Raw genomic sequence first — 14530 nt, 5'->3', positions numbered from 1 at the left:
TCTACCCCCAACACGACCCACTTTTCCCCACCACCCCGCTCTTCCTATCTCGGGGTCCCGCGCTGGCCGCGCGCTGGGGCCCGGCCTGCGGGGAGCGGTGATCGTACGGGCCGGACCTCACTGTCCAGGCGCCGATGCCCTCATTCCTCCTGCGGTCCGGAGCTGCCGTTGCGCGGCTTTGCCGACTGTTGCGGGTCGTAGCCGGGGAATGGGCGGTCGAAGAGCCAGTTGTAGAGCATTTCCCGGCAGATATGCGGCTGGAATGCCGGCACTTGGTGTCCGGAGTCGGGCAGGCTGACCTGCGTCAGGTTCCCGCGACTGCGGACGAAACCCTTCGGGTTCCCCTGTGCTTGAGTCCAGATGAGGCGGGGCGCGTCGCGCCACTGCGCGTGCTCGTGGTCGCCCCTCTGCTTCATGAGATCGTCCAGGATTTCCTCCGTGCTCCGGTACCCGCAGGCGGTGTCGAAGTTCCCGGTGTAGAGCAGGCTCTTGTAGCCCTTGTCCATGACGTCCGTGTACCGCCAGGAGCCGTCCGCCATGTTGTCCTGCACCAGCGCCTTGGCCACCGGGCCGCTGTCGTCGGCGCTCTGCCAGGTGACGTTCGCGGGAACGTGCAGGGAGTTCTTCACGCCCTCGCTGTTCAGATAGGCGTTCAGCGCCCCCATGGGCAGATCGTCCCAGCGCCGCACGTCGTAGACGTCGAAGTGCCCCCCGTACATCCCGGTCGCGGTCACGAGGGCGTTGCCGAGGTCGGTGGCCTTCTCCATCTCTTGCTTTTCGAGGGCGTCCTGGAACTCGGCGTAGGACTCATCGAGTCCGTCTTTCTGGGCGATGCCGATGAACCCGGTCGTATAGGCGTAGTCGATCAGGATACGTAGGGACAGTTCGGGCTTGATCCAGCCGTTGCCGACGGCTATGCCCTTGAGGTTGATGCGTTGCTCGGACGGGAGCTGACCGTTGCGCTTGTCGATCTCCAGGGCGATCGCCGGTACGTACTTGCCGGCGTAACTCTCACCGCAGACGTACAGCGGGCACCGTGCGTACTCCGGGTGCAGACTGAAGAACTGCTGCAGGCCCTTCCAGAACATTTCGCTGAGGGCGCTCTCGCTGTGGACGTACTCGTCGGTGTCGGAGTAGCTGTATCCGGTGCCGATGGGCTGGTCCCAGTAGATGACATGCGCTTCCTGGTTCCAGGAGTCGGCGGTCGCCGATATCGTGCCGGCGGCGTCGTCTTCGATGGACAGTGGCCCGTTCTCCAGGAAGAGGCCGAGGAGCGAGGAGGCGCCGGGTCCGCCGTTGAGCCAGATCAGCAGCGGCGTCCGGCTGATCAACTCCTGCTGGTCGGGGACCGCGACGTTGGGGTTGCAGGTCTGGCTCTCGAAGAACCAGTAGAAGAGATGGTCCCTGGTATTCGGATGCTCCGTGCTGTCGATGTGCACGTGACCGGCGTAGGAGCGCACCTTCTTGGTGTCGGCGGTGGAGAAGTCGATCCGCTGGGTGTTGAGGACGTTCGCCGGAATCGAGGCGACAAGGTCGTCCAACATGGTTCACCTTCCGTTCGGCAGCTGGGTCAGGGAGTCGGACGACCGTGCCGCCGGGATCGTGTGAAGTCGGCGCCGCGGAACAGCTTGGCTGTCCGTTCCGTCTGCTCCAGGACCCCGATGCGCTGCCCCTGGAGCAGTTGCAGCGCGGGGAACCGGTCCTTTTCAAACAGCAGGATGTTGAGCGAGCCGCCGTACTTGAAGTTGCCGATCCTTTCCCCCTTCTCCACCATGACCGGTGTCTGGAGCGGGGGCTTGAACTTGTCCAGGAAGTTCACGGAGGCGATCGAGTTGAGGCCGACGGGCACCATTCCGACGTACCCTTCGCCGGCCGGCCCTCCGGAGGCATTCAGATACGTCGTCTTGATGATGAGGTATCCCCGGCGGAACCTTTCGAAGTCCGAGTAGTCGTAGCCGTAGCCGACGTCTCCCTTGTCGAGCAGGTCAGGGAGGCTCTTGAACCCGTAGTACGCGCCGTCGACGTCCTCGCATGCCTCCACCACCTCGCCCGCGACCGGTGAGTGGTACCAGTGGTAGCGGTCGGGCATCAGGATGCATGACACCGCCGTACCGCCGTCGAAGCGGGCGGCGTACTCGGAGTTGGCGAGCAGCTGGTTGATGTTCATGCTCACCGACTTGACCGGGATCTGCGTTTTCGCGGTCAGGTCATCGACGATCATGTTGATGACGCAGTCGGCCGGGGCGACCACCACGTCGATCTCGTCCTTGGCGTCGACCGGCCGCCTGCCCTCCTTGAGCTCCCGGATGAAGAACTCGTTGAAGGTCTGCCAGTCCTCGATCTTGTACTCGTCCATGCGCTTCGGGCCGAGCTCTTCGATCCATTTCTCGATGAGCATCTTCCATTTGTCGCCGTCCAGCTTCCCGTCCATCTGCATGCCTTGCAGATTCGTGAAGTCGGCGGTCATCTCACGACCCGGACCGGAGAGTACGAAGTCCAGGCCGGCCTGGTTCTTGTAGGTGAGCCAGCTGAACTTCTCGATGTAGTCAAGCCCGTTGTGGACCCCCGACGGCCATTCGTACCACTCACCGAAGAACTCGCACAGACGCTCGACGCCGCTCTTCCAGTCCCACTTCACTTCGTCCGGCGTGCCGTCCGGGTACGGCTGCAAGCCCTGGATCGTCTTCTCGTAATTGGTTTTGAATTTCTCGCGGTCGTTCTTGTACCAGTCCCTGATTTTGGCGAGAAACTCGCCGAGGTCCTTCGAGAATAGTTCGTTGCCCTGAGTCACTTTCCTGTCTCCTTCCGAGTTCAAGGAATGTCGAACCCCAACTCATGAGACTGCAGCTGAGATGGGAAGTGGGGCCCGACTGTGCCCGGACAAGACTGGACCGGAGCCGGGCCGCCGCGGAAGGAGGACTCAGGGCACGAAGATCGTTCTCTGCCATGCAGATATTCGCCGAGCCCCGCATCAGCTCACATCATCCGCCACGCGAGCTCCACATAGCCCTACCATGCGCCCCTTAGCGCAACATGCACCCCATCCATCACGCCGGGCATTCCACACTGACGCGGGGCACAATGGCCGGGACCCACTTGGACGAAACAAACCGGTGCTAAGGGCTTGCAGATCATTAACACGTCGCCTTGATCTTGCTGTTGGGGTCGTCGCTCTGGGCGTGAACCCGAGCTTGAGGGGCTGCGAGGGCGGCGGGCGGGGTGGCCGGCAGTCTTCTGATTGAGCTGACCGGAGTTCCGCAGAGTCCGATGTGCTGTCAGCGACAAGCTGACCAGTTCAAGGCGTGAGTGCAGTGAGCCGGTGAGCCGCCTGGCCGGTTTGTCGGTTGTGCCAGATTGCTGTGGTCCGGGGCGAGGATGCGCTGGGCGACGCGGACGGTGACGCCTTCAACGGTGCGTCCCCCGTGTTGTTCCAGGTCGAGCGGGCCTTTGAGGGCATCATTGACCGACTCGAGGAGCCGGCGGATCTTCTTGAGCATCAGCTCGCCGGGCCGGGCGGCCTCCCGTTTGGTGGACGGCCGCAACAGCGTGATGCCAGGAGGGGCGCGGGCAGCAGGCCCGGACTTCCGCGACGGCGGGTGCGGGAGCCTCCCTCGCCCTCGACATCCCCACCCATGACAGTCCGCCGGAGAGGCGCCCGCACACCTCACCCGGGCGTGCCCAGACGCCTCCAGCAAACACTCCCACCAACCCCAGGCCGACCTGACCCACCACAGGCCCAACGACGTCGTCGGCCATAGCACGGCGACACCTGGCGCCGACCTCCTGGCTCTTGCGTCCCCAGCACCAGTCCCTGATGAACCATCAGGAAAGTCAGCAGGGAGTCAGCATCAGCCCTGCCAGACCTGGTTCCAGCCTGCCACACGTACACATGCCGAGAGGGACAGAAACCGGTTCCTACCTGCATGTTTTGCCACCCCGCCTAGGGAGATCGTAGGGTCGCTCCCCCAGGGGCACGCAGGTGTAGTCCACGAACGCACGCTGGTCTTCCTGTGGCCGGAGCTGCGCACCCTGGTCAGCCGGCACATCCGCGAGGTGTGGGAAGCAGCCTTCCCCGCCCTGGCGTAAGTCATCGGCCGCGGCCGGAAGCCAGACTGGGAAAGGAGTCTGTGCTTTGGATGTACTCGACCCGATCGCCGAAGAACAGACAGGTGACCGAGGCGCCGCCGGCCGCAACGGCCTGACGGTGGACGGCGTCGCCGTGCTCGACGACCCGCATCCTGCGCGACGGTGGACCCCGCAGCCCCCGACCGGGGGGACGCTCTGGCTCCATCTCAACCGAGTACACCCAGCTCCGCTGGAATGGTCGAAACACTATGCCCATCCGCGGGAAGTGACCCGCGACGACATCCTCACCCACATCCAGACACTGCACGGCCGCCGGCGACATGACCAACTCGTCCCACTGCTCTCGCTGTTCGCCTGGGCCAAGCGGAACGGACTGATCTTTCGCAACGCAACCAGCCGGATCAAGGTCGGTCAGTACAAGTACGCCGTGCTGAACCGCTCGTCCCCGAGCGGCCTCGGCAACCGGCGGCTGGCCATCGCCGGGCGCGTCCGCCCGCTTGGCGATCTCACATTGAAGCTGCTGCCGTCTTCGCAACCCGCACGGCCTCTATCGCGAGCGACCTTCGCCATCGGTCCCCGTAGGCACCGGTGGAGAGGGCCGGGAACGCGATCGTCCACGCGCCCAGCTCGTCAGCGGCCTGGAGAGACTCCCTGTAGCAGGAGCAGTTGGGCACAGAATCACGCCGAACCGAGCGGCTCGTGACTACGGCCCTCCTTGGACACCCGCGGCTCTTCTCGTCGGGACAGGCTCAGGATTGCGGCCACCACGCTGACACCCGCCAGGGCCCACCACAGACCCGCAGGCCAGTCGGCCAGAAATGCCGTCACCAAGAGGGGGGCAATCGCCGCGGCTCCACCTGCGAAGAGCTGATTGAAAGCCAGGTAGGCGCCCTGCTCCCCATGTGGAGGGAGGCTGGTCAGCATGACCAAGGAGGCTTGTGAGACGGCCAGCTCGCCGAGCGTGTACAACGCCATGCCTCCGACCATCAGGGCGATTTGAGCTCCTTGGGGCACACCCCCGGCCAGGAGTGCGGCAACGTAGAGCGCGACGTACGACATACCACCCAGTGCAAGCACGAGCGGCGGGCGGAACCGGTCGAGCACCCGGCTCATGGGCAGTTGAAGCAGGGCCAGAAGCACGGTGTTGACTGCGAACAGAGCGCCCACGATCCACGGCGGCATCGCCAGCTCGCGGAGGATGAACACAGGCAGCGCGGTCTCCATCGCGAATGCGGCGGTCAGAAGCAGGGAATTGGCTCCCGCGACGCGCAGGTATGCCACATGGCGCCAGGGAGCGGCGCGCGGGCTGCTGATCGGCCGGATGAAAGCGGCCTCAGTGGTCTTCGAAGCAGGAATTCCGAGGTAGAGCAGAGCCGCGAGCACAAAGCTGGCCGCATTGATGGCCCCAAGGATCACGAATCCCGAACCTGTGTCTACGACAAACAGGCTGGCGAACAGTGCACCGGCACCGATACCCGCATTGAAGACGACTCTGGTCAGGGCGAGCCACTGACTACGCTGTCCCTCCGGTGCCAACCGGATCGCCATCAGGGGTCTCGCGGCCAGCTCCGCACGGTCTCCAAGGGCCAGGAGTAGGCCGCAGACGACCAGCGGCACCAGCCCTCGCAGGGAAATGAACCCTGCGAAGGCCACTGCTCGCAGCGCCGCCGCCGCCGTGAGTACGAACCTCGGTCCAAGTCGGTCCACGAGGCGGCCGACTGCGAAGAGGCCCGGTAGCACAGCGAGGGCAGTGACCGTGAGAACCAAGCCTACCGAGCGCAGGGACTCTCCTGAGAGTTCGGTGAAGAACAGCAGGGCGAAGGGGTGGAAGAACCCGGTACCCGTGGAATTGACGAATCCTGATATGCCGAACCAGACGACACCGGGTCCTCTTGGGAGCACGGAGGAGGGAGTGCTCCTGTCTTTCAGATCGACAGCTTCCATGTCACACGATCCTTCGATGCCTGGGAAACGGGTCGGCGCGGTCATGCCAGCACCCCTGCAGGTGCGTGGTGCTGCTGCAGGCATGGGTTACCGCAAGAGCCGATGGCAGCACCGCCCCGCTCAAAGTCTCGACGGCATCCGGCGCACGACGCCTGCGGAGCCACGACCCCAGCGGTTACCTTCACGGCAGCAACCACCAGGGAACAGGCCCCCCTCAATGGGTTACTTCCGATGTCTGCCGGAGCCGCCCCCGCCCGGCGGCTATGCCTCAGGAAAGGCCCGGTGCGCGGGGCGCTGCCGCGGCCCACACACCAGGCCTGCGATCAGTGCATGACGTCGTACTTCGCTGCCTCGACGAACTGCGGGGCGAACTTCCGCTTCTGCCACAGGCAATAGCGATTCAGCAGGCCAGCGAGTGGCCCCATGGGCCGGCGGAAGTCGATGATCACGATAATGCGTGACTCATCGCTCTCATTGATCACCTCGTGCTCGAGGGAGACGTCGAGTACGGTGCCCTCGCCTTCCTTCCACTCGTAGTACTCGTCCGCCAGACGGATGCGGGGCGGGTTGTCCGTAGGGATCCGGATGCCGAGGTGGTAGCGCAGGATGCCCGCGTACGGATCCTGGTGTGACGGCAGCGTCACTCCCGGCTCCAGGATGGATATGAAGGCGTTGACGACGCTCGGCGTGGACTGGGCGAAGGACAACAACGTGGGGCAATCCTTTTTGGCGAGCTCATTCGTGTTCCCGAACATGTAGGCGTAATAGAGGCGCCATTCTTCTGACACCTGAGCCGCGCGCTGTGGATCGAAGGTTCCGTAGGTCGGGATACTCCGGCTCGCGAGCAGTGCGTCCACCTCGGCCTGGAGGGCAGGGAACTGCCGCTCCAGCTCCCAGACTTCCGGGAAGACCGCGTGCGAAGGAATGATGCGCCGTCGGTTCTTTCCGCCGGCCTTGCGCAGGAAGACCCAGTTGTAGAGAGCCCGAAGTCGCTGGTTGTTGATGCTCGGGGAACCCTTCATTGCCTACTCCAATCATGGTGGGACAAGTGGTGTGACGCGCTCGCTTCAGGGCTGTTGGACGGCCACCATGGCGCCACGCTTCGCCTGCCACACGCTCGTCGTTCCGTCCAACTGCTCAAAGGTGAACTGCAGATGGGAAAGACCCCGGTCGATGGTCTCCCACATTTCCTCGTAGTCGGTTGCGCTGCCGCCCAGTACATCCATGAAGGACGAGGTCGTCATGGGCGGCAGGTCGGCACCGATGGCCAGCCGCTGGAGGTAGCTGACGATCCCCTGCTCCTTCAGCAGCGTGTCTATACCGCTCACGTCCCGGAAGACGCCGCCGGGGAGGGGAGATAGCCCGAAGTACTGGAATTCGACAGACCGCGCTTCGGATTCGGTCAGTGCGACCGGCTGGCCGCAGGCCACCCGAATGCCCACCTCCAGCAGATTCACTCCCGTCCCACGCCGGTACATGTCGGCCAGGAATCCGCCGAGCCGTCCGTTGACCTCGATGATCCTCGGACCCTCGGGGGTGAGCTTGAACTCGGTGTGCACCAGCCCCTGGCGCACACCGAGGGCGAGTGCCGCGTCCCCGGCCAGCCGGGCGATGTCGTCGCATTCGGCAGCGGAAAGGTGTGAAGGAATGAAATGGCCATGTTCGCGAAACGGTGGAACCATCGGAAACTTGCTGGTCACCCCGATGGTGTGCGTGCGGCCATCGGCGACGAAGGACTCCACGGAGACGTAGTCCCCGAATTCGCCTTCGTCCCGGCCCCGCAGATACTCCTCCATAACAAAGGGCCGTTCGGCGGTGGGTGTCAGATCCGGGGGAAAGTCGGCGGCCGTCTCCAGCAGGTGGACGTCGGTGCTGCTCTGGCCACGAACCGGCTTGACCACCACGGGGCCGGGCCGCCCCGCGAGAAGGGCCAGCGCTTCGCTACGGCTGGCCACCACGACCGACCAGATGGATTCCACCCCGCGCTCGGCGAGCCGCCGCCGCTGCGCCCCCTTGTCGGTGAGCCGGACGGCAGTGTCGCGGTCATGGAACGGCAGCCCCAGGTCATGCGCCAGATGCGCGGTGAAGGGGACCATCCCTTCGCTGAAGGTCGTCACGCCCGACGCACGGTGGTCCCGCAACTGGACGACTGCAGGAGTGAGTTCATGCTTGTCCGCCTGGACTACGGGACCGAAGGATTCGTATTCAGCCCGCTCTGGCTCGTCCAGGGTATCGGCGATGGATACGAAAATCGGCGAGAGACCACACGGTTGCGCTGCCTCAGCGATGTCCGCAGGCCGTACAGCGGAATTGGGGACAACGGTGACTATGACTGTACTCATCATTCACCCACACTCATTTTCACGAATCCGGTACACGCGATCTTTCAACTCTTCAATCTGCCGGCAATCGCGCTCAATTTCATCCATGGTACTGCCCGACATAAAGATCCGGAGCGTGCTCGAATATAGATCGACGGTCGGCTGGATGGACCCACCAGGTTCGATCTTGAGATCGAGCCTGGCCACGGTTTCCAGGTCGGATACATGCTCGACGACCTGCCAGTCGATACTCTCGACAACCCCGGAGAGCTCGGTGGATGTGGTGCAGCAGATGGCTTCTCGCTGTTTTCTGTACTGGCGACCGCCGTATTCGCTGATGAATTTCCCCGGGTTCAGGTAGGCGAGCGCCGTCAGAGTCGCCTGATTCGCACCCGCGCAGAGGTCATGAAACGCGGGATGCATGTTCCCGGCGATGCGCGTGCCCACCTCTACCAAGGCCGGCCCCTCGGGGGTGAGGATGACCTCGGCATGTGTCGGCCCGAACTTGACGCCCAGCGCGTCGAGCGCCTTCTCCACATAGGGGATCAGTTCGAGTGCAGGACCCTCGTCCGCCGACAGGAGGCAGTCCCTGTCGTAGATGTTGCGGCCGGAGGGAAGCAACCGCTTCTTGTACTCCCAGACTCCGCAGACATAACGCCGCCGACCGTAGGAGACCATGTCCACCACGTATTCGGTACCTTGCAGATACGACTGAGCCAGCACTTCCGAGTTGATGTCGCCATAGATCGTCTCGGATTCGAGGATCGCGTTCGCTGCGGACCTCACCTGCTGTGCGGTGCCGCAGACATACACGCCGTCACCAGCGGCGGAGTTGAGCGGCTTCACCACTACGGGATAGTCGGCCGTCTCCTCCGCCCACCGGACGAGTGCCTCCGCATCTCCGCTCTTGAGCTGACCGGCACAGTGCAGTCCCGCTGTGCGCAGCGCCTCTCCCATCCAGTACTTGTCCCGCCGGGCATTCGACAGCGCTGTCCCGTTGGTAGGCAGGCCGAGCCGCTCCGAGAGCCGGTCGGCCAGCAACACGCCTGGCTCCTGCCCGGCGAGGACACAGACCGGCGCCCGGTCCTCCAACTGAACGAGTGTCTTCTCGATGTCGCTGTGAATGATGTTCGCTTGATAGACGCTCAAGTCCGGAGCCGGCATCGACGGCATCAGTTCCGGGGTGCTCTGGACGTGCACCAGTTCCGCCCCCAGGGCGGCGAACTCGGGGGGCAGGTATTTCCCTGACGTATACGCGTCGACCAGTACCACGACCGGTCTGTTCCGGGACAACAGGGCTCCTCACGGTGTCGGTGCCGCTGCTGCGGCCGGTCGGGCGTGATCAGGTGGACGAGAAACCACCGTCGACGAAGATCGTCTGGCCGGTTACGTACGCAGAAGCGTCGCTCGCCAGGAAGACCGCGACTCCTGTGAAGTCCCCCAGCTCGCTGTTGCGGCCGCTCATCGTCCGACGAGCCATGGCAGCGGTGCGCTCGGGGTCCCTGAACACGGCCTCGTTCAAAGGCGTGTGCACGAATCCCGGCGCGATGGCGTTGGCACACACTCCGCGTGCCGACCATGCCTCCGCCTGGGACCGCGTCAACGCCGTCAGCCCCGCCTTGGAGACACCGTAGGCACCGCTGTTCCCGAAGGCCCTGACAGCCTGCTGAGAGGCGATGTTGATGATCCGCCCCCATCCATGCGCCGCCATCTTGGGCCCCAGCCGTTGGCCGAGCACGAAAGGAGCATCGAGGTTGGTGCGCATGGTCTGATCCCAGTCGTCCTCGCTGAGCTCGTCCATCGGCGGCCTGACGTTCACGCCGGCCGCATTGACCAGGATGTCCGTCCTCCCGTGCAGCTCCTCCACCTGGTCAGCCAGCCGGCGCACCGCATCGCGCTCACCAAGGTCGGCGCTCAGCCAGGCCGCGGCGCCGCCGTCGGCCCGCATCCCCGCCACCGCCTCCCGCAGCGGTTCGGACCGGCGTGCGACCACCACCACTTCGGCCCCGGCACGGCACAACGCCGTGGCAATCGTCCGGCCAATCCCGGAACTGCCGCCGGTAACTACGGCCTTGCGGCCCTTGAGCGTGAACAATTCTCTGACGAAGTCGTCCATGGCTGGCTCCTCAGACAGCTGGGGCAGAGCAGTCGGATCGGCGCACGACCGGCCGTCCGGGTTACTGGGTGCGGGCGTTGTCATCAGGCCTTTTGGCGTGTGGGACGCAGCCTGATGTCATCGAGGTGCACATGGGTCGGCTGGCCGACCACGAACTCGATGACCGTGGCGACGTCCTGCGGAACCAACAGCGGCCCGTTCTCCTCCGCCACTGCCTCGAACCAGGCGGTGTCGTATCCGGCCGCCTGCTGGAAGCCGGATCGCACGAACCCGGGCTCGATGAGCGTGACGCGGATGTTGTAGGCGCAGATCTCCTGGCGCAACGCCTCGACCAGCGAGTGGACGGCGAACTTCGTCGAACCGTAGACCGGATTGGCGGCCGACACCTGGCGCCCCACCGTGGAGCCGATGACGACGATGTCCCGCACCTGACGGCCTGAGTCTGCCTCGGCCTGCTTTTTGAAGTCGGAAGCAACGGCGCGCAGTTGGTGGAGGATCGCAAGATAGTTGGCCTCGATCACATCCTTCCACTGGCTCGCGTCGGATCCGAGGACGGTGCCCGGTAGCCCGCGCCCCGCCGAGGCCACGAAGATGCTCGCAGGGCCCCATTCCCGCTCGGCGGAGGCCAGGAGCCCTTCAGTGTGCGCGGGCTGGGTCATGTCACCAGCGAACGGTATGACGGCGCCGGGCTGGTCGGACAGCTCTTCCCGGACGGCGTCCAATTGCTCGGCCCTGCGCCCGGCGGCCACCACTCGGATGCCCCGTCGGGCGAACGTAGACGTGACGGCCCTGCCGATTCCCGAGGAGGCCCCGGTGACGACGGCGATGCGTCCCTCAGTCATGTCGAACCCTTACTTGTCGTCGGCGAGGGATATCTCGCCTTGCTGGATCAGCCCGGTGAAATATGCCCGCAGCCATGTGCGGTCCACCGGCGCGAACTCCACACCGAGGTGGCCGAGCAGGCGCCGGGTGCGCGTATGGTCGTAGCGGACGTTGCGCTCAGGGCGGCTCGCCCAGAAGTGCGCAAGTGAGATCTGCTCGTCGCTCCCGCCGGCGTAGCGGCCGAAAAGCGTCGCGAAGTCCTGGGCTTCGTCGTCTTCCAGGGTGCAGCCCACCTCCCTGAGCGCCGCGAAGATTTCGCCGTACGACACCTGGTGGTGGGTGTCGACGTGGAAGGTGCCGCCCCTCACCCGTGCGCTGCGGGAGATTTCGAGGATGCCCTCCGCGACTGTGTCCACCGGGCTCAGCGCGAGGGTCTCGGCGCCGACGCGGGGCGCGCGGCCGATCCGTGCGCAGGCACGCAGCACCTGGACGAGTCGGTTGTCGCTGCCGTTGCGCTGGAACCGGCCGGACCGCGAGTGCCCCGTAACGTTGCCGGACCGGTAGATGAACCCGGCACCGCCGTGCGCGGCGAACTCCTGAACCACGCGTTCCGCGTCGTACTTGCTGCGTTCGTACTCGTTCAGAAAGCGCTGGCCGATGTTGAGGCTGTCCTCAGTGAAGACGGCCGGCTCGCCCTCCCCGGCGCTGCCGCAGACCGCGAGGGTGGACACATAGTGCAGGTCCTTGGATCGCCCCGTGGTGGCCAGCCGGACCATGGCCCGCACAGGTTCGGTGTTGTGCCGGTCGAAGGAGGCGCGGTCGCCGAACAGCTTTGTGTCGCTGGCCAGATGGTAGATCGCCTCGACTTCCCGCGTGAGCTTCGCGTAGTCCTCATCCGAAAGGCCGAAGCCCCGCTCGGTGAGATCCGATGCATACACCGTGATGCGATCGGTGTACCGCCCAAGGTCGCCATCCGGCCAGTACCAGGCGTAGGCGTCCCTCAGTCGTTCCACGGCCGAACGCTCCTCGGGTTCGCGTACGAGGCAGTGGACATGGCCGGTGGTGCGGGTCAACAGGAGATGCAGCAGGTGGGCGCCGATGAATCCGGTGGCCCCGGTGAGCAGCACACCGCCGTACTCCCTGGTGGTCCCGATCTGCGGTTCGCAGTGCAGCGATTCCGGCACCTGGGCGAGCAGCCCCGTGCTGGATCCGTGCTCCACCACGAACTGCGCCTCGTCGGAGAGAAGCCCCGCCGACTCGAGAAGGAGCGAGTGAGTGGCACGGGCCACCCGGTGCATTCGCGTGGGGTCGTAGCGTCGCGGCGTGTAGGAGAGGTCGGCGACGAGCTGCCCGTCGTGGATGCGGGCCGTGAGTTTGAGGCCGTAGCCACGGTCGTTGTCCGGCCCTCGGACGGGCCCCACGGAGTGGCGTGACAGCACCGGCCGCAGATCATCGCCGTACGGCAGGGCGAACGACCCGAGATAGTTGAAGCACACGTCCGCACGCCGTGGCCCTCCGTGCAGTCCGTACGCGATGCCGAGGTGAGGCACATCCTCCAGGGCCGCCGTCACCGACTTCCCTGTAGTGGCGATATCGCCGGCGACGATGTCCACACGGATGGGGAACGTCGAGGTGAACCAGCCCACCGCCCGGGAGACTTCAAGTCCCTCGTCGAATGCGGCCCGGCCGTGGCTCTCAACGTCGATCACGAGTTCACACGTGTCGTCGAGTTCACCGAGCGCTTGGGCGAAGGCCGCGAGAAGGGCCGCATGGAACGGTGTTCCGGTGGTGGCCGCGGTCGCACGAGTCAGCGCGTCGGTCTCCGCGCGGGTGAGACGGAACCATACGGCCTGCGCGTCCCCCTCCCGGTTGTCGCCACCGGAGGCAGGGCCGTCCGGCATGACGGGGAACCTGACAAGGTCGTCCCAGTGGACGAGATCAGCTCGCAGGGCGGGGGCATGATCTCGCAGGTGGGTGGCCCACTGGCCGAAGCCGGTGGTACCCGAGGCGGTACGGGGTGCATTGCCGCGCAGCCGCTCGGTGTAGCAGCGGCTGAGGTCATTGACGATGATGCGCCAGGAGACGGCATCGACCGACAGGTGGTGGCAGACCAGTAGCAGATGGGCCTGTTCGGGGCCCTTGAAGAGATGTGCCTTGAACAGGGCGCCGGACGCGATGGCGATCTCTGCCTGGCGTTCGGCCGAGACATCTTTGATGTGCCGGGCGACCAGGCCGTCGTCGGCCGGCAGCGTGGACATGGTGAACGTGGGCGCCGGTTCGACGACGTCCCGCCGGCGGTCCGCCACCGCACCGCGGAACGCCGTGTGCAGCATCGGGTGCAGGGCCATCACATCTGCGACGGCTGCGGCGAGTTCGGTCGGCTGCACCCCGCTGTCGATGTCGAGGAGCAGTGCCTGATTCCACTGGTCGGGCTGCGCGAAGTCCTGGCGGAAGAACCACTGCTGGGCAGGGGAGAGCGCCGTGTCGTCCGCGGTGGCCAAGGTCGCCGGGGCAGCGGTTGGTGCGTACCCGTTCGCGGCCACGCCGTCCTCGATCCGGGCCGCCAGTGCTGCGGCGGTGGGCTCGGCAAGGAAAGCCGCGGCCGAAACCTGGTATCCCTTGGCCTGGAGGTCCGCGATGACCTGGATGGCGTCGATGGAGCTTCCGCCGACGGAGGTGAAGTCGTCATGCACGCCGAAGTCGCCGTGACCCAGGTACCGTTGCCATACCGCACAGACTTCGGCGAGGAGAGGGTCGTCGATGTGGTTCGTACGCTCGGCGCGGCCGATGAGCCTGCCCTCGATCAGCGCTCTCAGCGCGGCTTGATCGGTCTTGCCATTGGCGTTGCGGGGGAAGTCGTCGAAGACCTCGATCCGGTCGGGGATCATGTACGGCGGTAGGGCATCGCGCAACTGCTCCCTGAGCGTGGCTGGTGGGACTCGGTGCGTGTCGCTTTCCATCGTCACGGCCGCGACCAGCATCGGTCGCTCCTTGACCAGGTGGACGGCTGTCGCGTCGGCTACCGCGGGGAGATGACGCAATCCCGCTTCAACGTGGCCGAGTTCGACGCGGTATCCACCGACTTTGACCTGGCGGTCTCCGCGTCCGAGGAATTCCAGCACTCCCTGGCCATCGACCCGTACCTTGTCGCCGGTGCGGTAGGCCGGGCCGAGCCCCGCGAGGACCGGGCTCACTTCGTTCGTGAAGACCTCAGCGGTGGCCTCGGGGTTGCCGCGGTAGC

The 14530-nt window shown here is 65.3% G+C and carries 10 protein-coding genes and 2 pseudogenes; 1 reads left to right on the top strand and 11 read right to left on the bottom strand.

The window, feature by feature from the left end; translation table 11 throughout:
• Nucleotides 1-140 precede the first annotated feature (140 nt).
• From AB0I10_RS37250 to AB0I10_RS37200, 11 genes and pseudogenes are all read right to left on the bottom strand, one after another.
• A complete protein-coding gene (locus AB0I10_RS37250; RefSeq protein WP_363157187.1) occupies nt 141-1544 on the bottom strand; it encodes a hypothetical protein in 1404 nt (467 codons plus the stop codon).
• Between the two features lie 26 nt (nt 1545-1570).
• On the bottom strand, nt 1571-2791 hold the full coding sequence (locus AB0I10_RS37245) for a phosphatidylserine decarboxylase (RefSeq protein WP_363157186.1): 1221 nt from the start codon (nt 2789-2791) through the stop codon (nt 1571-1573).
• Between the two features lie 577 nt (nt 2792-3368).
• Nucleotides 3369-3485: pseudogene (locus AB0I10_RS37240) on the bottom strand (IS982 family transposase); the annotation flags it as partial.
• Between the two features lie 1107 nt (nt 3486-4592).
• Nucleotides 4593-4748: pseudogene (locus AB0I10_RS37235) on the bottom strand (macro domain-containing protein); the annotation flags it as partial.
• A 16-nt stretch (nt 4749-4764) separates the two neighbouring features.
• Nucleotides 4765-6075 carry an MFS transporter gene (locus AB0I10_RS37230; RefSeq protein ID WP_363157185.1) on the bottom strand — a complete coding sequence of 437 codons (1311 nt, stop codon included), beginning with the start codon at nt 6073-6075 and terminating at the stop codon, nt 4765-4767.
• A gap of 278 nt (nt 6076-6353) precedes the next feature.
• On the bottom strand, nt 6354-7052 hold the full coding sequence (locus tag AB0I10_RS37225) for an aspartyl/asparaginyl beta-hydroxylase domain-containing protein (RefSeq protein WP_363157184.1): 699 nt from the start codon (nt 7050-7052) through the stop codon (nt 6354-6356).
• A gap of 45 nt (nt 7053-7097) precedes the next feature.
• Nucleotides 7098-8375, bottom strand: coding sequence for an ATP-grasp domain-containing protein (locus AB0I10_RS37220; RefSeq protein ID WP_363157183.1), 1278 nt, complete (start codon nt 8373-8375; stop codon nt 7098-7100).
• A complete protein-coding gene (locus AB0I10_RS37215) occupies nt 8376-9623 on the bottom strand; it encodes an ATP-grasp domain-containing protein (RefSeq protein ID WP_363157182.1) in 1248 nt (415 codons plus the stop codon).
• Nucleotides 9624-9693: 70 nt separating this feature from the next.
• Entirely contained in the window at nt 9694-10467 is a 774-nt protein-coding gene (locus tag AB0I10_RS37210) for an SDR family oxidoreductase (RefSeq protein WP_363157181.1), read from the bottom strand.
• Between the two features lie 83 nt (nt 10468-10550).
• Entirely contained in the window at nt 10551-11309 is a 759-nt protein-coding gene (locus AB0I10_RS37205; RefSeq protein ID WP_363157180.1) for an SDR family oxidoreductase, read from the bottom strand.
• 9 nt (nt 11310-11318) lie between these two features.
• Nucleotides 11319-14411, bottom strand: coding sequence for a thioester reductase domain-containing protein (locus tag AB0I10_RS37200; protein ID WP_363157188.1), 3093 nt, complete (start codon nt 14409-14411; stop codon nt 11319-11321).
• On the opposite strand from AB0I10_RS37200, the gene AB0I10_RS37195 reads away from it, so the two are divergent.
• Nucleotides 14322-14530 (top strand): hypothetical protein (locus AB0I10_RS37195; protein WP_363157189.1); only part of this gene is annotated, 209 nt, incomplete at its 3' end. The two genes, AB0I10_RS37200 and AB0I10_RS37195, sit on opposite strands and share 90 nt — an antisense overlap.

Origin of the sequence: Streptomyces sp. NPDC050636, assembly GCF_040654775.1 — a bacterium.
Taxonomy (GTDB): domain Bacteria; phylum Actinomycetota; class Actinomycetes; order Streptomycetales; family Streptomycetaceae; genus Streptomyces.
The sequence above is the reverse complement of the archived record's forward strand: the minus strand, read 5'-3'. Positions and strand labels throughout refer to the sequence as shown.